14 protein-coding genes are annotated in these 18,637 nt (G+C 63.5%); 7 read left to right on the top strand and 7 right to left on the bottom strand.

Annotated elements, in window-relative coordinates; all coding sequences use genetic code 11:
* Positions 1-40 precede the first annotated feature (40 nt).
* On the bottom strand, positions 41-595 hold the full coding sequence (locus KI237_RS27065; RefSeq protein WP_212797797.1) for a cysteine hydrolase family protein: 555 nt from the start codon (positions 593-595) through the stop codon (positions 41-43).
* A 98-nt stretch (positions 596-693) separates the two neighbouring features.
* Between KI237_RS27065 and KI237_RS27060 the strand changes: the two genes are divergently transcribed.
* From KI237_RS27060 to KI237_RS27050, 3 genes are all read left to right on the top strand, one after another.
* Complete coding sequence (locus tag KI237_RS27060; protein ID WP_212797796.1) at positions 694-1,689, top strand: GlxA family transcriptional regulator; 996 nt, start codon at positions 694-696, stop codon at positions 1,687-1,689.
* 339 nt (positions 1,690-2,028) lie between these two features.
* On the top strand, positions 2,029-3,138 hold the full coding sequence (locus KI237_RS27055; RefSeq protein ID WP_212797795.1) for a DUF3182 family protein: 1,110 nt from the start codon (positions 2,029-2,031) through the stop codon (positions 3,136-3,138).
* Positions 3,128-3,886, top strand: a complete 759-nt coding sequence (locus tag KI237_RS27050) for an alpha/beta hydrolase family protein (RefSeq protein ID WP_212797794.1) — start codon at positions 3,128-3,130, stop codon at positions 3,884-3,886. The genes KI237_RS27055 and KI237_RS27050 overlap by 11 nt, the downstream gene beginning before the upstream one ends.
* A 149-nt stretch (positions 3,887-4,035) precedes the next feature.
* On the opposite strand, the gene KI237_RS27045 is transcribed toward KI237_RS27050, so the two are convergent.
* The 4 genes from KI237_RS27045 to KI237_RS27030 are packed head-to-tail and all read right to left on the bottom strand — an operon-like array spanning position 4,036 to position 8,051.
* On the bottom strand, positions 4,036-5,037 hold the full coding sequence (locus tag KI237_RS27045; protein ID WP_212797793.1) for a lysylphosphatidylglycerol synthase domain-containing protein: 1,002 nt from the start codon (positions 5,035-5,037) through the stop codon (positions 4,036-4,038).
* Entirely contained in the window at positions 5,024-6,322 is a 1,299-nt protein-coding gene (clsB, locus tag KI237_RS27040; protein WP_502937070.1) for a cardiolipin synthase ClsB, read from the bottom strand. The genes KI237_RS27045 and clsB overlap by 14 nt, the downstream gene beginning before the upstream one ends.
* Positions 6,319-7,128, bottom strand: a complete 810-nt coding sequence (locus KI237_RS27035; protein WP_212797792.1) for an endonuclease/exonuclease/phosphatase family protein — start codon at positions 7,126-7,128, stop codon at positions 6,319-6,321. The genes clsB and KI237_RS27035 overlap by 4 nt, the downstream gene beginning before the upstream one ends.
* Positions 7,125-8,051, bottom strand: coding sequence for a DUF72 domain-containing protein (locus tag KI237_RS27030; protein ID WP_212797791.1), 927 nt, complete (start codon positions 8,049-8,051; stop codon positions 7,125-7,127). Before KI237_RS27030 ends, KI237_RS27035 begins: the two co-directional genes overlap by 4 nt.
* A gap of 203 nt (positions 8,052-8,254) precedes the next feature.
* On the opposite strand from KI237_RS27030, the gene KI237_RS27025 reads away from it, so the two are divergent.
* The gene (locus KI237_RS27025; protein WP_212797790.1) at positions 8,255-10,339 is read left to right on the top strand and encodes a mechanosensitive ion channel family protein; all 2,085 of its coding nucleotides are present in this window, start codon (positions 8,255-8,257) and stop codon (positions 10,337-10,339) included.
* A gap of 144 nt (positions 10,340-10,483) precedes the next feature.
* Here the strand turns inward: KI237_RS27025 and KI237_RS27020 are convergent, their stop codons facing one another.
* Positions 10,484-14,797 (bottom strand): DEAD/DEAH box helicase, encoded by a 4,314-nt coding sequence (locus tag KI237_RS27020; RefSeq protein WP_212797789.1) that lies wholly within the window; start codon positions 14,795-14,797, stop codon positions 10,484-10,486.
* Positions 14,798-15,092: 295 nt separating this feature from the next.
* On the opposite strand from KI237_RS27020, the gene KI237_RS27015 reads away from it, so the two are divergent.
* Together KI237_RS27015 and pgnE are read left to right on the top strand one after the other, a co-directional pair.
* Positions 15,093-15,977, top strand: a complete 885-nt coding sequence (locus KI237_RS27015) for a sugar nucleotide-binding protein (RefSeq protein WP_212797788.1) — start codon at positions 15,093-15,095, stop codon at positions 15,975-15,977.
* Complete coding sequence (pgnE, locus tag KI237_RS27010; protein ID WP_212797787.1) at positions 15,970-16,899, top strand: UDP-N-acetylglucosamine epimerase PgnE; 930 nt, start codon at positions 15,970-15,972, stop codon at positions 16,897-16,899. Before KI237_RS27015 ends, pgnE begins: the two co-directional genes overlap by 8 nt.
* Before the next feature lie 142 nt (positions 16,900-17,041).
* Here pgnE and KI237_RS27005 read toward each other — a convergent pair whose 3' ends face one another.
* Positions 17,042-17,740 (bottom strand): OmpW/AlkL family protein, encoded by a 699-nt coding sequence (locus KI237_RS27005; RefSeq protein WP_212797786.1) that lies wholly within the window; start codon positions 17,738-17,740, stop codon positions 17,042-17,044.
* 267 nt (positions 17,741-18,007) lie between these two features.
* Here KI237_RS27005 and KI237_RS27000 point away from each other — a divergent pair, with 267 nt between their 5' ends.
* On the top strand, positions 18,008-18,616 hold the full coding sequence (locus KI237_RS27000) for a YqiA/YcfP family alpha/beta fold hydrolase (RefSeq protein ID WP_212797785.1): 609 nt from the start codon (positions 18,008-18,010) through the stop codon (positions 18,614-18,616).
* The last annotated feature ends 21 nt before the right edge of the window (positions 18,617-18,637 follow it).

Here is an 18,637-nt window from a genome sequence, read left to right as displayed (position 1 = left end):
AAGCGCGGTTTTTTTGCGGTTTCTCAGAGGTGCCGGGTATTTAGCGATGGGTCGCCAGGAATTGCTCGGTGCTCACCACACTTGCGTAGGCAAACCCCAGCGCGGCCATGAACGCCGCATGCACCTGGGCAGCAGGCACGACGACACCGTTGAATTCCAGGTCGAGGGTGGCGCAGGCATCATGAATCACCGTGACGCCGTAGCCCAGATCCGATGCTGCTCGCACCACGCCGTCGACGCACATGTGGCTCATGCTGCCGACCACCACCAGTTGTTCGATGCCGTGCTGGTCGAGGATGGCTTGTAGTTCGGTTTCGCGAAACGAATTGACGAAGTGCTTGAGGACCACCGGTTCATCGGCGCGGTTGAGCACCTTGGGGTGCAACTGGGCGCCTTCGGAGCCCGGGGTGAAGAAGGGCGCGTCGTCGGAGGTGAACTCGTGGCGGATGTGCACCACGCTGTCCCCGGCCTGGCGAAAGGCTTCGATCAAGCGAGCGGCGTTATCGGCGGCGGCTTGGACGCCGACCAACGGCCATTTACCTTGGGGGAAGTAGTCATTCTGGATATCGACTACGATGAGCGCTTGCTTGGACATGGGGGCTTGCTCGATCAGATTGGGTGTGAGGCCAGTATTGGCGTTTGCCGCTGCTTCGAGGATTGGCCGCAACGACAATAAGCGAGGGAAAACTGACAATGACGCAGCAAAGGGCAGTCGCCGAGCTTGGGGTGCTCATCTACCCTGGCGCGCAACTGGCGGCGGTGCATGGCCTGACCGATCTGTTCGCCGTGGCGCAGCGGATCGCGGTCGAGCATGCCAGCGTGCCGTTGCCAACGCTGCGGGTGAGTCACTGGCGGGCGGAGGAGGGCGAGGCTCCGCTGCGGGTGTTCGACAGTGAAACAGGCCCGGCGGGCAAGCTGGTGGCGTTGTTGATTCCACCGTCCCTTGCCGGTTTCAGTGCAGGTTTGGTCTCTCAGGCGCTGATGGATTGGTTGCGGGCGCGGCATGCCGACGGCACGGTGCTGGGCGGGGTTTGCGTGGGCTCGATCCTGCTGGCCGAAAGCGGCCTGCTCGATGGGCGCAGCGCCACCACCCACTGGACTTCGGCCAAGACCTTTGCCGCGCGTTACCCGAAGATCAAGCTCAACGCCGACAAACCCATCGTCGACGACGGCGACCTGATCACCACCGCCGGGCTGATGGCCTGGTCGGAACTGGGACTGCGCCTGGTGGATCGCCTGCTCGGGCCCAGCATCGCCGCGCGCACGGCGCAATTTCTGGTGATCGAGCACAGCGACAGCGCGAGCCAGTGCGGCAGTAATTTTGCGCCCATCCTCGGCCATGGTGACCCGGCGATTCTCAAGGTCCAGCATTGGTTGCAAAGCAGCGGCGCGGTGGAGGTTTCCCTCGGCGCGATGGCTGAACGCGCAGGGCTGGAAGAACGCACCTTCCTGCGCAGGTTTCGCGCCGCCACCGGGCTCAAGCCCACCGAATACTGCCAGCACCTGCGCGTCGGCAAGGCCCGGGAAATGCTGGAATTCACCAATGGCACCATCGACCACATTGCCTGGACCGTCGGTTACCAGGACCCGAGCGCCTTTCGCGCGACGTTCAAGAAAATCACCGGGTTGGCGCCGAGCGATTACCGGGCGCGGTTTGGGGTGAGCCCGCCGAGCGTTCCCAAAGGCTGACACTGCCGCTTTGTGGCGAGGGGATTTACCCCCGCTATTTGGGAGCAAGGCTTGCCCGCGAACAGGCGCCTCGATTTCTGCAAAGACCGTAGCGCCTGCATCGCGGGCAAGCCTTGCTCCCACATAAATCCCCTTGCCACAGGGGGCTGCATCTGCTGCCGGCCATCGTGCAATTTGCGGGACGCTGGCCATGGGTCGTGCAGAATGAAACAGGCCCGGTGCTATCAACTGCGCACAATAGGCCCGCTTGGCTGAACCCTCATTGCCGATGCCACCGTTGGCCTGATCTCTGCAACTTCCCTTCTCCAAAGCCATCGAGCGCAGGAAAAAGGGCAACGCATGACACCAGTCAATCGCAACAAGCGGGTAGTGGCCTATTCGGTCAATCCACAAGCGCCGCTCCATGAAGTCGAGACCAATCGTGCACTGGCCCAGTGGCTGGCACAGATCCTGGGATGGGAATACGGCGACAGTCATGACGCCCAGCGGCATGCCGGTGATGATCTCTATCTGTTGCCCACGCAAACGCTGATCGGCGCTGATGCCGCGATGCGCCTGGGGGTCAAGGGGCCGGAGGATGTGTGGGGCGGGTATGTCGAGCATGATTTTATCTGCACCAAGGCCATTACCCATGGTCTGTTGAATAAGGACGCGGTGGCGCCCAAAGGCTGGTCGCCGCTGTTTGCCAAGCTCACGCGAGGCGCGGTACTTGATGGCGTGACGGTCTTTTCGCTCAAGGATGCGCGCCCGGCCGCCGAACATTTGCTGTACACCGGGCCGATTCGCCTCAAGCCGATCCATGCTTGTGCCGGACGTGGCCAACGGCTGGTCAAGAGCCTGGCGCAGTTCGATGAAATTGTCGCCGGACTTGACGCCCAGGCGCTGTTTCGTGATGGGGTGGCGTTGGAGCAGCACCTCAACGAGGTCAAGACCCAGAGCGTCGGGCAGAGCTTCATCAACGGCAAGGTCCTGAGCTATTGCGGTGTGCAACACCTGACCCACGACAGCGAAGGGCTGGAGGTGTACGGCGGATCGGACCTGCTGGTGGTGCAGGGCGGCTATATCGAGTTGCTCAGGCTCGAACTGCCCGATGATGTGCGCGAGGCGGTGCGCCTGGCGCAAGTGTTCGATGACGCCGCCAACCAGGCCTACCCGAACTTTTTTGCTTCGCGGCGCAATTACGACATTGCCCAGGGCCTGGATGCTGCCGGCCAGCCGCGTGGCGGTGTATTGGAACAGTCGTGGCGCATGGGCGGCGCCAGCAGCGCCGAACTGGCGGCGTTGCAGGTGTTCGTCGAAGCGCCGCAAACCTGCGCGGTGCGAGTGTCCTCGGTGGAAACCTACCTCGACCAACCGATGCCGGCCGGTGCCAGGGAGGTGTATCGCGGCGCGGCGGAAAATGGTGATTTCCTACTCAAATATGTAACGGTTCAATCCTATGACGGCTAGAAGTGAAACCATTCAGATCGAGATTGACGATGAACGCATGAACGGGACGTTCCTGAGCCCCAAGTCGAAGGTCCCAGGCGTATTGTTCGTACACGGCTGGGGCGGCAGCCAGGAGCGGGACCTGGAGCGGGCCAAGGGCATCGCCGGCCTCGGTTGCGTGTGCCTGACCTTCGACTTGCGCGGGCACACTGGCGGGGCGGGGATCCCGTTAGCGCGGGTCAGCCGCGAGGATAACCTGCGGGATCTGTTGGCGGCATACGACCGCTTGCTCGCACACCCGGCCTTGGATACCTCGGCGATTGCCGTGGTGGGCACCAGTTATGGCGGCTACCTGGCTTCGATCCTGACGTCGCTGCGCCCGGTGCGCTGGCTGGCCTTGCGGGTGCCGGCGCTGTACCGCGACGAGCAATGGCACACGCCCAAGCGCGACCTGGACAAGACTGACCTGCTGGATTACCGCAGCACCTTGGTGCACGCCAGCACCAATCGCGCCTTGCACGCGTGCTCGCAGTTCACCGGTGATGTGCTGCTGGTGGAATCCGAGACCGACGACCATGTGCCCCACGCCACCATCATGAGTTACCGAGCGGCGTGCCAGCAGACCCATTCGCTGACGCACCGGATCATCGACGGCGCTGATCATGCCTTGAGCGACCCCGTGTCACAGCAGGCCTACACCTCGATCCTGGTGGACTGGATCACGGAAATGGTGGTGGGAGAGCGGTTGAGCATTATCCAGGCGCGGTGATTGTGGGGTGTTGGTGCGGGCCTCATCGCGAGCAAGCTCGCTCCCACAGGGGTAAGACAGGGGTAAGGGGGCGATCACAAGTTTTTTCCTCACCGCCGACCTAATGTGGGAGCGAGCCTGCTCGCGATGGGGCCTGACAAGGCACCTCATCACTTGGGGCCAGGCTTGACCCGCAACGCCTTGGCCTTCGCCTCGATCACCAGGTACATCACCACGGTAATCAGTAACGGCAGGATGAAGTAGATCGCCCGATAGGCGATCAGCCCCGCCAACAGGCTGCCTCGCGACACCTCATGTTGCAGCAGCGCAACGAACACCGCCTCCAACACCCCAAGCCCCGCCGGAATGTGGGTGATGACCCCGGCAATGCTGCTGATCAGCAACACCCCGAGCACCACTGGATAATCCAGCTTGCCGGGCAGCAACGTGAAGATCACCGCCGCCATCAACGACCAGTTCAGCGCCCCCAGTGCCAGTTGCAGCACCGCCATGCGCAGCGATGGCAGGTTGATTTCCATGCCGCGAATCGTCCACGCCCGGCGCTTGGAAAATCGGCAGGCCAGCAGATAGCCCGCGCTCACCAGCAGCAACAGCGCGCCGACGCCTTGCAGCGCATCGCTGCTGAGTTTCCAGCCCGGTGGCATGGTCACCAGGCCGCTGCTGAACACCACCCCGGCCAGGGTCATGTAGCCGAACCAGTTGGTGGCCAGGCTCAGGCCGAGGATCTTGGCAATGTTCCCGGTGCTGACCCCCAGCCGCGAATACAGCCGATAGCGCATGGCGATGCCACCGACCCAGGCGCTGAGGTTGAGGTTGAACGCGTAACTGATCACCCCCACCGGCAAGATCTGCCGCCAACCCAGTTTCTGGCGGATGTAGGTGCGACCGATCAGGTCGAAGCAGGCATAGGTGATGAAGCTGGTGACGGTCAGCGCGGCGGCAATGATCAAGGTGCGCACTTTGAAATCGGCCAGGGTGGCGAACACCTCGGTCCAATCGATACGCCGGGCCAAGGCGGTGAACAGCACGATCAACAGCAGGAAAAACACCAGGGTCAGCGGTCTTTTCCAACGGCTCCAGCGAGATCGGGGCTTGGCCTGTTCCGGCGCATGGGCATCCCTCGGCGCGGCGTGCGCTTCAGAGTGGTTCATGGGGTTCGCTCCGGACCGCCGTCGGCGGCGAAAAAGGTTTCAGACGTGGTTTATGAGCCGGCAGCCAGCCGGCCCAGGCCGGGAAATGGCGCAAGAAGTGGAACACCATGAAACCGATGGTCATGCGCCACAACAGGCCCCGGGGCGCATGGTTTTCCGGCATGGCGGTGCAATGGTTGTGGCTCAGGTAGTCGAGGCGTTCGAACAACTCGCGGTTGAACGCCCGATCGCGGATCAGCACATTGGCTTCCAGGTTCAGGGACAGGCTCAGCGGGTCGAGGTTGCTCGAACCCACCGTGCTCCAGTCCTCATCCACCAGGGCGACCTTGCCGTGCAGTGGTCGCTCGCAATATTCGTAGATCACCACGCCGGCCTTGAGCAGGTAGCTGTAGAGCATGCGTGCGGCGAGCTTGGCGATCATCATGTCCGGTTGGCCCTGCAGGATCAGCCGGACTTCCACGCCGCGCCGCGCGGCGTTGCGGATCTCGCGCAGCAGCCGATAGCCAGGGAAGAAATAGGCATTGGCGATCACCACCCGCCGCTGGGCACTGCGCAGCACTTGCAGGTAGACCTCTTCGATGTCGGTCGGGTGTTCGTGATTATCCCGGTAGACCAGGCGCACCTGGCCGTCGTGGTCGTTGAACGCCAGCTCGTTGCGGCGGCTGCGGCGGCGTTGCCACCAGTATTTGGCCCGGGCGGGCCGGCCACTCTGCAACAGCGCGAAGTGATGGATATCCACCACGGCCGGCCCTTTGACCTCCACGGAATAGTCCTGCTTGGCTTCGGGGCCGAAGTCGCCCAGGTGGTCGGCGGAAAAGTTGATCCCGCCGATGAACGCAATCACCCCGTCCACCACCACGATCTTGCGGTGCAGGCGGCGGAACCAGTTGGTGCGGATCCCCAAGTGCCGGGGCGCCGGGTCGAACATCTGCAAGCGCACCCCGGCGTCGCTCAACGAGGCGAGGAACTCGAGGGTCAGTTCACCGCAGCCGAAACCGTCGAGGCTGACGGTGATGCGCACGCCACGTTGGGCCGCTTCCACCAGCAGGTCGCGCAGCTCGTAGCCGACCTTGTCCTCGAACAGGATGAAAGTCTCAAGAAGGATTTCTGTCTCGGCCCGGCGAATGGCCTCGAAGACCCTGGGGAAATACTCCTCGCCGTTCTCCAGCAACTTGACGCGATTGTTGCCGTGCCAGCCGTATTCGATATCGGCCAGCGCGGGGTTGCGCTCGCCGGGCGTAGTGTCGACCTGTTCCACCGTCACCTTTTCCATCGTCGCGCTCATAATTCGATCTCCACCGACAGCGGTGCGTGGTCGGAAAGGTGCGACCAGGGGCGTACATTCAACACCTTGGCGCGATGGGCCTTGAGGTTGCGCACGTAGATGCGGTCCAGGCGCAGGATCGGCAGGCGCGCCGGAAAGCTGCGGGCCGGTTTGCCCCACTGTTCGGCGAACACTTCCCGCAGGCCACACGGTTCGAGCAGATCATTGGCCTTGCCGCGCCAATCGTTGAAGTCCCCGGCGACAATCACCGGTGCCTCGGGCGGCAATTCGCTCAGGCGCTGGCAAAGCAGCTTCAGTTGCTCGACGCGATGGCCTTCGCGCAACCCCAGGTGCACGCAAATGGCATGCACTTGCTGTCCATCACCCGGCAGGCGCAGCACGCTGTGGAGCATGCCGCGGTTTTCATGACCGCTGATGGACACGTCGAGGTTGTCGTGGCGAATGATCTGGAATTTCGACAGCAGCGCATTGCCGTGGTCGCCCGCCGGGTACACCGCGTTGCGTCCATAGGCGAACTGCGGCCAGAGGCTGTCGGCCAGGAACTCGTACTGCGGCATGCTCGGCCAGTTGCTGTAGCGCTGGGGATGGTGTTCGTGGGTGCCGTGGACTTCCTGCAAGAACACCACATCGGCAGACACGCTGCGCACCGCTTCGCGCAGCTCCGGCAGGATGAAGCGACGGTTCAGGGCGGTAAAACCTTTGTGGGTGTTGACCGTCAGCACGGTGAAGCGGCTGACTGGGGCAAGGTCCTGGGCCGCGTGTTGAATCGGGTCGCGGCTCGCTTCGGTGGATTCTGGAATGCTCATGGCAATACTCCCTCGGCCGGGCGCACGCCGGGCGCGGTCGCGAGTTCATTGTCCAGATCGAAGTGCTCCAGCAAGTGCCGTGCGTCATAGGGCGCGCGGACCTTGATGTCGTTGTCGAAATAGCAGAACACTTGCCGGCTTTTGCGTGCCCGGGGTTTCTTGTCAGGGGCGATCAGGTGGGCGTCGGCGGGTTGCTTGCCGTGGCTCCAGGCCTCGATCCGGTCGCCCCAGCGCTTCAACGCCTCATCGGTATAGCCACTGGCATACAGCTCCTGGGCGCCATGCAGGCGCAGGTAGACGAAATCGCTGGTGACGTCTTCGCGATAGGGCCATTTGCCGGCGGTGTCAGCGATCACCAAGGCCACGTCGTAGCGCTTGAGCAACGTGACGAAGTGCGGGTCGATAAAGCTGTCATGACGGATTTCCACGGCATGGCGCAGTGGGCGCTTTTTATCAGTGGTGGTGCTGGCGTGGCCGTCCAGGCGCGGCTCGTGCTCCCGGGCCAGGGCGGCGGCGCCTTCGGTGTCGTGGGGCAATTGCTTGAGGAAGTCTTCGAACAGCTCGGGGTCGAATTTGAAGCTGGGCGGAAACTGCCAGAGGATGGCCCCCAGTTTCTCCTTGAGTTCCAGCACGCCAGAGGCGAAGAAATTGGCCAGGGGCTTACGGATGTCTCGCAGGCGCTTGATGTGGGTGATGAAGCGCGGGGCCTTGACGCTGAACACGAAGCCGGGCGGTGTCTCGGCATACCACTGGGCATACCGTTCGGGGCGTTGCAGGGCGTAGAACGATCCATTGATTTCGATGCTATTGACCGCTCGCGAGGCGAATTGCAATTCCCGTTTCTGGGTCAGCCCCTTGGGGTAGAAATCCCCCCGCCAAGGCGTGTAGCGCCAGCCGGAAATACCAATGTGGATCGCCGTCATGTATCCCTCCCGTGCCAATGACCTCGTGCAGCCTCTGTTTTGTGATGACTGTCGTGCGGCCTGGAAAGTTTCGATGGGCTTACCGGCGGTGGAGGAGCTCCCACATAAATCCCCTTGCCACAGGGGGATTGGCCTTGCGAGCGAACTTGCCGACCCAATATTGATCAGTTCCTTACCGATCCCGTGTGAAGGAGCCTCGTGTTTTGTCTCGATTGAGCACTGTATTGCTGCTGTTCTTGCTGGCGATGACCGGCACTAGCGCCTACGGGACCGCCGCTGTCCCTGGCACCGCCAAACCCGATGAACCGCCCGCCGAACCCGCACCGCTGGTGCAGGGCGGTTTATTGGGGGCCATCAGTTCGAGCATCGACGACGTCCAGGACAAGCTCGACCTCAACCAGAGCCTGGTGGATGCCTGGCGCTTGCGGGCGGATCGGGCGGCGGATGAGGTGGACCGGTTGGTGGACCAGACATCCCGTTCGTCCTGGCGCGTGGTGGGGGATTTCCTGTTGTTGTCGGGCGTCTGGATCGGCGCTTTTGCGCTGATCTGGTCAGGGGCGCGGCTGCTGCTGCGCCATCTGGGCCGGCGCCGCTGGTTGCGTACCCGCCAGCGCCTGCGTGACCTGCTCGGTTATCTGCTGCCGTATACCGCGGCGGCGTTGATCTGCCTGCCGCTGACCCTGTACGTCAGCCACTTCCTGCAGGTGTCGGTCGGTCGCGCCCTGGCGCTGTGCTTTGCCTACGCCACCAGCAGTGGCATCTTCTCCACGTCGGTGTTGCTGTGCGTGATCGTGATGTTCAACGCCGGTCACAAACGCTGCGCAGTGGCGATGATCCGGCGCTTGAGCCCCCGGCCATTGTTCATGATCGGCTTTCTCGCCGCCCTCAGCGATGCCTTGACCAGCCCGCAGATCGCCCGGCAACTGGGCGGTAACATCACCAGCAGCATCGCGGTGTTCACCGGTCTGTTCGCCTCGGTGATCTTTGGCTGGCTGGTGATTCGCATGCGCCGGCCGGTGGCGCACCTTATCCGCAACCGCCCCCTGGCCCAGCGCTTGAAACAGCCGGCCTTGCAGGAGTCGCTGCGAATTTTCTCCGGGCTCTGGTACTGGCCGATCCTGTTGATGGTGCTGGTGTCGGCGGTGAGCCTGATCGGTGTCGGCGAGGACAATCAGAAAGCCCTGCGTTGTGCGCTGTTCACCACCATCCTGCTGATCGCCACAGTGTTCCTCAGCACGGTGTTCCAGCATGTCTTCAAGTCACCCAAGGCCGAGGCCATCCAGCGCAACAGTGCCTACAAGGGGCGTTTGCTGAGCCTGTTGCACGCGTTGCTGCGCATCGTCATGGCGGTGGCATTCATTGAAATCCTCGGGCGGATCTGGGGGCTTTCCCTGTTCGAGTTCGCCTCGCGCAACGCCATAGGTCGAGCGATCAGTGATTCCTTGAGTCGCATCGGCCTGATCTTCCTGATGACCTGGCTCACGTGGGTGGTGCTCGACACGGCGATCCAGGAAGCCTTGAAACCGCCGCTGAACAAGCGCGGGGCCCGCCAGCCCAGTACCCGGATCAAAACCATCCTGCCGCTGTTGCGCAACGCGGCGAAAATCATCCTGGTGGTGATTTGCGCAATCACCACCATGGCCAACCTGGGCATCAACGTGGCGCCGTTGTTGGCCGGTGCCGGGGTGGTGGGGCTGGCGATCGGTTTCGGCTCCCAGCAATTGGTGCAGGACGTGATCACCGGGCTGTTCATCATCATCGAAGACACGCTGTCCATCGGCGACTGGGTGGTGCTCAGCTCCGGCCACGCCGGCACTGTCGAAGGCCTGACCATCCGCACCCTGCGCCTGCGCGACGGCAAGGGCTTCGTGCATTCGGTGCCGTTCGGCCAGATCAAGGCCGTGACCAACCAGTCCCGGCAATTTGCCTTTGCGTTCTTCTCCGTGCAGTTCACCTACGACACCGACGTGGACCAAGCCATCGAGCTGATTCGCGAGGCCGGGCGTTCGATCGCCGAAGATCCGTTCCTGAAATTCAACCTGCAAGGACCGCTGGACGTCTTCGGCGTGGACAAGATGGACCTCAATGGCGTGGTGCTCACGGCGCAGTTCCGTACGGTGTCCGGTGGACAGTATGCGGTGAGCCGGGCGTTCAACCAGCACCTGAAGAAGCTTGTGGATAACCACCCTGCGGTGCACTTTGCGCAGACTTATCCACAGCAGGTGATGTTGCCTCGGCGGCTGGTGGATGGGCAGCAAGCGGCGGAGGAGGCCGAGCAGCCGCAATAGTTGATGACATTTGTGGTGGGGCTGAGGGCCTCATCGCGAGCAAGCTCGCTCCCACAGTGGATCTTTAGGGGATGCAGAATTTGTGTTCACCACACATCAACGGTGGGAGCGAGCTTGCTCGCGATAGGGCCCGCCCAAACACCTTCAACCTTTCTGAATGAGTTTGTTCTTCACGTCAGCCATCCCCTGCACATCCAACTCCACCCAAAGATGCTGCTTGCCAGCGATCTGCGCCGCCACCGGCAACCCATCGCGATACACCAGCCGATTACTCGCCAGCGCCGGCACTTTCGCCCCCGGCAACAGGGTGCCGGCCAGGTTCAGCGGATCGACCCCGCACACCGCCACCAAGCTGCCGTCGGTAGGGCGGCGGCGGGTTTCGCGCAACAGCGGGATGGCTTCGGGCAGGGCGAATTGTTCGCCCGCCAGTCCGCTGACGAAACGCCCGCCACGAATCTCGCCTCTCGCCTCCAGGCGATGAAAGGTGCGCAGCAGCTCGCGCCAGCTCGGCAGCCAGTCGGCTTCGCGCTCCAGCAAGCGCCAGAACACCACGCCGTAACGGCGCAGCAGGGTCATGGCGATGTGTTCCAGGGTGTCGGGTGGTGTGGGCGCGGGACGGTCGCCGTCCACGGGTACCGGCTGACTGCGGCGCAACAAGGCCCAGCGCCCGGCGTCGTCCATGCCGCCGACAAACGCGCCGCGCCCGCGCCGGCTGCTGCGGGCCTGGCGTTTACTGGCGGGGGTGATCAGCGCGCGCAAGCCGGCGAAGCTGTCGGCATTCACCCACCCGGCGCCCACCAGTTCTTGCAAGGTTATTTCCAGTTCGCTGCGCAGCAGGTGGGCCTCGTGGGCCAGCTCATCGAAAAACAACGCGCCGTGTTCGCGCAGGGCCTGATGGACTTTTTGCGCCTTGGGCGACAACTCATCGAGGGCTGTTTGCCCGGCGAGGCTGCTCCACAACGCCACCTGACTGCGCGGCAGCAACACCACCGGCGTACTGCGCAGAGCGCTGGCGGAAGGCTTCTGGCGCGCGCTCAGGCGCGTCCATACCCACTTGCCACTGCGGCACAACTCATCGAGCCAGCTGGGCGAATAGTCCTTGATCCGCGCCGGCAGCAGGTCGCTGTCCCAGGCCGACGCGGCGGCCGGATAGCCTTCGAACTGGCCGAGGATCGACGGCAGCACGGCAGTGCCCCGGCCCTGGGTGGACGACGACAAGTGCTGCCAGTCGAACAGGAACCGCATGAAATCCTGCAACATCACCGGCTCGATTTCCCGGCGCAGGCGCTTGACCGTGTAGCGATGAATCCGCGCCAGCAAATGTCGCTCGCACCATTGCTCTTGCCCGGTGCCCGGTGTAAACCGTCCGCGTAGCACGTAGCCTTGCTGTTCGAGTTGCGCCAGGGCCTGGGTGACTTGCGAGGTCGACAGCCCCAGCGGGTAGGCGATGGCCTTCAACGGCAGCGGGCCAAAGGCACTGAGCCGGGCGCGGAGCACTTCCACCAGGGCTTCGTCGCTGTCCCAGGGCTCATCGAAACCGGCCAGGGCCGTCAGCGTCGGTTGCCAGCGGGCCTGTGGATAAAGGGCTTGCAGGCAGGTCAGGCGTTCCAGCGGCACCCACAGACCACGCTCGGCGCTGATCTGCAGGTGGCTGGCGCGACCACTGGCGGCCAGTGCCTGCAACCAATCCAGCCACGGCGCATGGGCGCAGGCTTCGCTGTCGGCGATGCAGGCCAGGCTCATCAAGGCTTCATGCATCTCATCGAGATTGGCCGGCGTCGGCCAGGCTTCATCGCGGACCGACTGGATGGCCTCGGCGTCCAGCGCGCCCAGGTCGCCGGTGGCCTGTGGATCGCTCCAGCGCCGGTTGATCACTGCTTGGGTGCGTCGTTCTTCCAGCGGCGCATCGTCGAGAAAGGTGTAGGGGCGGGCGCTGAGAATTTCTGCCGCCAGCGGCGAGGGCGCCGGCAGGTCGCGGCTGATCAGGCGAATCTCCCCTGCTTCGATGCGCCGCAACAGCCTCAGCCAGCCTTCGCTGTCCATGGCTTCGTGCAGGCAATCGTCGAGGGTCTGCTCCACCAGTGGGTGGTCGGGGATCTCCCGCTCGCCGGCCAGGTTTTCCAGGCAGGCGATCTGGTCCGGAAACACGCTGGCGATCAGGTCTTCGCTTTTCATGCGCTGGATTTGCGGGGCGACTTTGCGCCCGCCGGCGTAGCGCGGCAAGGCCAGGGCCACGCCAGCGTTCCAGCGCCAGCGCACGCCGAACAGCGGCGCATCCAGTACCGCCTGGACCAGGATCTGTTCGGCACTGTGGCTGTTGAGGTAGCGCCACACTTCGTCCAGTTCGAAGCTGTGACTGGTGGACAGCGAGAGCACGATGGCGTCTTCACTGGCGGCGGCCTGCAACTCGAAGTTGAAGGTGCGGCAGAAGCGCTTGCGCAAGGCCAGGCCCCAGGCGCGGTTGATGCGGCTACCGAAGGGCGTGTGGATGATCAACTGCGTGCCGCCGGACTCGTCGAAAAAACGCTCCATCAGCAGCGTGTCCTGGGACGGCAACGCGCCGAAGGCCAGGCGTGCCGGGGCCAGGTAATCCAGCAGTTGTTCGGCGCTGGCCAGGTTCAATTGCAGGGTGCCGGTCAGCCAATCGAGGGCCGGTTGCAGGTCGCCCGGCGTGGCGCCGAGCAGTTGATCCAGTTGGGCTTGCAGACGCGCCACGGCCAGGGACAATTCGGCGCTGCGCCCTGGCGCTTCGCCGAGCCAGAACGGGATGGTCGGCGGCTGCCCTTGAGCATCCTCGACCCGCACGCGGCCGGTCTCGACGCGAATGATGCGATACGACGTATTGCCCAGCTGGAACACATCGCCGGCAATGCTTTCCACCGCGAAGTCTTCGTTGACGCTGCCGATGTTCAAGCCCTGGGGTTCGAGCAATACGGCGTAGTCGGCGTTGTCCGGGATGGTGCCGCCGCTGGTCACCGCCGTCAGCTTGCTGCCCCGGCGTCCGCGCAAGGTCCGGGTCACGGCATCGCGGTGCAGGTAGGCGCTGCGCACGCCCTGGCGGCCATTGAGGCCTTCGGCGAGCATCTGCAACAGCGCCTGATAGTGATCGTCGTCCAGTTCGGCGTAGGGCGATGCGCGGCGGAATGTATGCAGCAGCGCCTGCTCCGGCCATTCCTGGCAACTGACCTCGGCGACGATCTGCTGGGCCAGCACATCCAGCGGCGCCTTGGGGATGTGCAGGATGTCGAGTTCGCCACGGCGTACGCAGTCGAGCAGGGCGGCGCATTCGATCAAGTCGTCACGGGTGGTGGCGAACAGGCGCCCCTTGGGTGTGCCGCCGACCTGGTGGCCGGAGCGACCGACCCGTTGCAGGAACGCCGAGATCGAACGGGGCGAGGCGATCTGGCAGACCAGGTCGACATCGCCAATATCGATGCCCAGCTCCAGGGACGCGGTGGCAATCAGCACCTGCAGTTCGCCGCGTTTGAGGCGTTGTTCGGCGTCGAGGCGAAATTCTTTTGCCAGGCTGCCGTGGTGGGCTGCCACGGCGTCCTTGCCCAGGCGCTCGCTTAGATGACGGCTCAGGCGTTCGGCCAAACGCCGCGTATTGACGAACACCAGGGTGGTGCGATGTTCCCGGGCCAGCTCGGCGAGGCGGTTGTAGACCAGTTCCCACACGTCATTGGCCATCACCGCCGACAGCGGCACTGGCGGCACCTCGATATCCAGGTCCCGGGGACGGGCGTGGCCGATGTCGACGATTTCACAGGTGCGTCCCTCACCGACGAGAAAACGTGACACCGCTTCGATGGGCTTTTGCGTGGCAGACAGGCCGATGCGCATCAGCGGTTCGGCGCACAGCCCCTGCAAGCGCTCCAGGCTCAAGGCCAGGTGGCTGCCGCGCTTGCTGGTGGCGATGGCGTGGATTTCGTCGACGATGACCGTGCGGGTGCTGGCGAGCATCCGTCGGCCGGAGTCGGAGCCGAGCAGCACGTAGAGCGATTCGGGGGTGGTCACCAGAATGTGCGGCGCGGTCTTGCGCATCGCCGAGCGTTCTTTCTGCGGCGTGTCGCCGGTACGCACGGCGGTGGTGATGTGCAGGGGCGGCAGGTCCATCCGCCGCAGCTGTTCGGTGATGCCGGCCAGCGGATTCTGCAGGTTGATCTGGATATCGTTGCTCAGGGCCTTGAGCGGCGAGACGTAGACCACCAGGGTCTGGTCTGGCAGGCCGCCCTGTTCCAGGCCGCGATGCACCAGGTCATCGAGCACGGCGAGAAAAGCCGTCAGGGTCTTGCCCGAGCCGGTAGGCGCCGCCACCAGGGTCGAACGACGCTGGCCGATCAACGGCCACGCCCGGGCCTGGGCGGCGGTGACCGCCGGGAAGGTCTGGCTGAACCAGGCGCGGACGGCGGGGTGAAAGCCTGTCATGGCCTGGTTGGCTGCAAGGGGCAGATTCATGTGGGCAGTTTAGGCGGGTGGGGCGGGGAGGACGCAAGTACCGCTTGGGATCTTCGGTGCCTGTCAGGACCTCATCGCGAGCAAGCTCGCTCCCACAGGGATTCCATGGGCACTTGAGATCCCCTGTGGGAGCGAGCTTGCTCGCGATGACGGCCTCAAGAACCACACAAACCCGGCGATCTGCACTTTACGGATGACGGTTGCGCACTAAACCCGCAAAATGCAACGATTCCGGCAACGCCTGCGGGCGTTGTCGACCAAATTCTTGTGCCAATAGACTGGGCCTGCTGACTTTATGCGAATGCGCCTTATGTTACTGGGCGGCGGAAATGCCCTTGGGCAGGCGCTGATTCGCCTCGGTGCAGAAGAAGACATCGGTTTTCTTGCCCCCCGCCCGCCCGAAGACGGTTGGGATGCCGCGAGCCTGACGCAACTGCTCGACGATACCCGCCCGGACGCCTTGATCAACCTGGCGTACTACTTCGACTGGTTCCAGGCCGAGTCCGTCAGCGAGCAGCGCCTGGCCAGCCAGGAGCGCGCTGTCGAGCGCCTGGCCGGGCTGTGCCAGCATCACAACATCGTCTTGCTGCAACCGTCGAGCTATCGCGTGTTCGATGGCTCCCGCGCCACGGCCTACAGCGAGAAAGACGAACCCGTGCCCCTGGGCGTACGGGGGCAGGCGCTGTGGCGGATCGAGCAAAGTGTGCGCGCCACCTGCCCGCAACATGTGCTGCTGCGGTTCGGCTGGCTGCTGGACGACAGCGCCGATGGCATCCTCGGGCGTTTCCTGGCCCGGGCCGAACAGCCCGAAGAGCTGTTGCTGGCCGACGACCGCCGGGGCAACCCGACGCCGGTGGACGATGCCGCGCGCGTGATCATCTCGGTGCTCAAGCAGCTCGATTGCGCGGCGCCGCTGTGGGGCACCTATCATTACGCAGGCCACGAGGCGACTACGCCGCTGGCGCTGGGCCAGGCGATCCTCACCGAAGCCCGTGCCCTGCATCCGCTGGCCATCGAGTCGCCCACCCCCCAGGCCCACGCCGCACGGCCGGACGCCGCGGAAGAACCGCAGCACGCGGTGCTGGCCTGCAAGAAAATTCTGCACACTTTCGGGATCAAGCCCCGCGCCTGGCGCGCGGCCCTCCCGGGCTTACTGGATAGGTTTTATCGCCATGGCTGAAGGCCCTGTTTTAATCACCGGCGGCGCGGGTTTCATTGGTTCGCACCTGACCGACGCCTTGCTCGCCAAGGGACATGCGGTGCGCATCCTCGATGATTTGTCCACCGGCAAGCGCAGCAACCTGCCGCTGGATAACCCGGCGGTCGAACTGATCGAAGGCGACGTCGCCGATGCCGCGCTGGTGGCCCGGGCCATGGCCGGTTGCAGCGCCGTGGCGCACCTGGCGGCGGTGGCCTCGGTGCAAGCCTCGGTGGACGACCCCGTGCGCACCCACCAGAGCAATTTCATCGGCACCCTGAATGTCTGCGAAGCCATGCGCCAGAGCGGTGTGAAACGGGTGCTGTTCGCCTCCAGCGCAGCGGTCTACGGCAACAACGGCGAAGGCGAGTCCATCGACGAAGAAACCCCCAAGGCCCCGCTCACGCCGTATGCCTCGGACAAGCTGGCCAGCGAGTTCTACTTCGACTTCTATCGCCGCCAGCATGACCTGGAACCGGTGGTGTTCCGCTTCTTCAACATCTACGGCCCGCGCCAGGATCCGTCCTCGCCGTATTCCGGGGTCATCAGCATCTTCAGTGAACGGGCACAGAAAGGCCTGCCGATCACCGTGTTTGGCGACGGTGAGCAGACCCGGGATTTTGTCTACGTCGAAGATTTGGTGGATTTGCTGGTGCAGGCCATCGAAAAGCCCGAGGTGGAAGTGGGCGCGGTGAACGTCGGCTGGAACCAGGCCACGACCCTCAAGCAGATGCTCCAGGCCCTGGCCGCCGTGGTGGGCGATCTGCCGCCGATCAGCTACGGCCCGGCGCGCTCCGGCGACATCCGCCATTCGCGGGCCGACAACCATCGGCTGTTGCAGCGCTTCAGCTTTCCACCGCAAACCCCGATGAGCGTGGGGCTGGCGCGGTTGCTGGGGCGCTGAGTGTCCAGCCACCACAAACACAAACCTGTGGGAGCGAGCTTGCTCGCGATAGCGGCAGGTCAGTCAACATCATTATTGGCTGATCCAACGTCATCGCGAGCAAGCTCGCTCCCACAGGGATTTTCGTATCTTTAGGTTCGGCTTAGAACTTGTAGCCCAACCCCACCATGTAGATCCATGGGTCCACATCGACGTTCACCTTGGCCCGTGTGCCGCCGGCCACGGCGTTGTTGTCCACATACGCGGTGGTGTCGATGTCGATGTAGCGAATCTGGCCGTTGATCATGATGTTGTCGGTCAACATGTAGTCAGCGCCCACTTGCCACGCCATGCCCCAGCTGTTGCTCGCACGGAAATTGCTGAAGCCGTTGGCGCTGGCTTCGCTGCCGACGTGTTCGTCATAGATCCAGGTGTAGTTGATACCGGCGCCAACATAAGGTTGGAAGGCCGACTTGGCGTCGAGCGGGTAGTAGACCAGGCTCAGGGTCGGGGGCAGGTGTTTGAGGGTACCGAGCTTGTTGTTGGCCGCGCCCAGGGCGGTGCCTTTGATTTTCACGTCGTGCTCGAACGGCGAGGCCGCCAGCAGTTCGATACCCAGGTTGTTAGTGATCATGTAGGCGAAGTTCAAGCCCAGCTGGGTGTCGCTGCTCATGGTCGCCTTGCCGCCCAGGTCGGCACCGGCCAGCGGGCCACGGTCGACCTTGACGCTGGAACTGTCGGCTTGCGGGTTGACGGTAATGGCACCGGCGCGAACGATGATGTCGCCGGCGGTATGGGCCTGGGCGAATGGGGCGGCGAGCGTGAGGGCGACGAGGGAAGCGCTGAGCAAGGACTTGTGCATGGGGGCTCCAGAGGACATTTCAAAATTGATGTCCTATGGTATGAAGCTGTCTGCCCCGGTCTTTTGACTCAGCTCAATGAGTCTGGGGCGATTAATTGACTCAGCTCAATAGAATGTTTGTACGCAGGCCTTGAAGACCTCATCGCGAGCTCGCTCGGCTCTACAGGGATCAACTGGTCGTCGCAGGCAACAAGACGGTCAAATCCCCCCAACCACCGCAATCTCCCTGTAAACTCCGGCTTTTGCCCAACACCCAGGGAGTCGGCAATGTCGGGTTCGATCCTTTATATCCATGGTTTCAACAGCGCCCCGGCGTCGACCAAGGCCTGTCAGTTGACGCAAGTGATGACGCGCCTGGGTTTGGGCAACCAGTTGCAGGTGCCCGCCTTGCATCACCACCCCCGCCAGGCTATCGGTCAGTTGGAGCAGGCGATTACAGAACTGGGGCGGCCGCTGCTGGTCGGCAGCTCGCTCGGCGGCTACTATGCGACTCACTTGGCCGAGCGCCACGGCCTCAAGGCGCTGTTGATCAACCCGGCCGTCAGCCCCCATCGGATGTTCGACGGTTACCTGGGCCCGCAAAAGAATTTGTATACCAATGAGACCTGGGAACTGACCCACGACCACGTCACGGCCCTGGCCTCGTTGGAGGTGCCGGCGCCCCAGGATCCGCAGCGGTATCAGGTATGGTTGCAAACCGGTGATGAAACGCTGGATTATCGCCACGCCCAACAGTATTACCGTGCCTGTGCCTTGCGCATCCAGGCCGGCGGTGACCACAGTTTCCAAGGGTTTGCCCAGCAGTTGCCGGCGCTGTTGAGTTTTGCCGGCATTGGCGCCGATTTGTACCAGGCGATCGACTTCACATCGCTGTGAGCCCATCGCCCTTTTTTCATT

The sequence above is a fragment of the Pseudomonas sp. St316 genome, assembly GCF_018325905.1.
Lineage (GTDB): Bacteria > Pseudomonadota > Gammaproteobacteria > Pseudomonadales > Pseudomonadaceae > Aquipseudomonas.
This window is presented reverse-complemented; position numbering and strand designations above follow the sequence as displayed.

What these genes read in the sequence shown, in the direction of transcription:
- KI237_RS27035 (WP_212797792.1), bottom strand. Translation starts at nt 7,128, where the DNA reads ATGAGCATTCCAGAATCCACCGAAGCGAGCCGCGACCCGATTCAACAC.
- KI237_RS27015 (WP_212797788.1), top strand. Translation starts at nt 15,093, where the DNA reads ATGCGAATGCGCCTTATGTTACTGGGCGGCGGAAATGCCCTTGGGCAG.
- KI237_RS27030 (WP_212797791.1), bottom strand. Translation starts at nt 8,051, where the DNA reads ATGACGGCGATCCACATTGGTATTTCCGGCTGGCGCTACACGCCTTGG.
- KI237_RS27060 (WP_212797796.1), top strand. Translation starts at nt 694, where the DNA reads ATGACGCAGCAAAGGGCAGTCGCCGAGCTTGGGGTGCTCATCTACCCT.
- clsB (WP_502937070.1), bottom strand. Translation starts at nt 6,322, where the DNA reads ATGAGCGCGACGATGGAAAAGGTGACGGTGGAACAGGTCGACACTACG.
- KI237_RS27050 (WP_212797794.1), top strand. Translation starts at nt 3,128, where the DNA reads ATGACGGCTAGAAGTGAAACCATTCAGATCGAGATTGACGATGAACGC.
- KI237_RS27005 (WP_212797786.1), bottom strand. Translation starts at nt 17,740, where the DNA reads ATGCACAAGTCCTTGCTCAGCGCTTCCCTCGTCGCCCTCACGCTCGCC.
- KI237_RS27045 (WP_212797793.1), bottom strand. Translation starts at nt 5,037, where the DNA reads ATGAACCACTCTGAAGCGCACGCCGCGCCGAGGGATGCCCATGCGCCG.
- pgnE (WP_212797787.1), top strand. Translation starts at nt 15,970, where the DNA reads ATGGCTGAAGGCCCTGTTTTAATCACCGGCGGCGCGGGTTTCATTGGT.
- KI237_RS27020 (WP_212797789.1), bottom strand. Translation starts at nt 14,797, where the DNA reads ATGAATCTGCCCCTTGCAGCCAACCAGGCCATGACAGGCTTTCACCCC.
- KI237_RS27065 (WP_212797797.1), bottom strand. Translation starts at nt 595, where the DNA reads ATGTCCAAGCAAGCGCTCATCGTAGTCGATATCCAGAATGACTACTTC.
- KI237_RS27055 (WP_212797795.1), top strand. Translation starts at nt 2,029, where the DNA reads ATGACACCAGTCAATCGCAACAAGCGGGTAGTGGCCTATTCGGTCAAT.
- KI237_RS27000 (WP_212797785.1), top strand. Translation starts at nt 18,008, where the DNA reads ATGTCGGGTTCGATCCTTTATATCCATGGTTTCAACAGCGCCCCGGCG.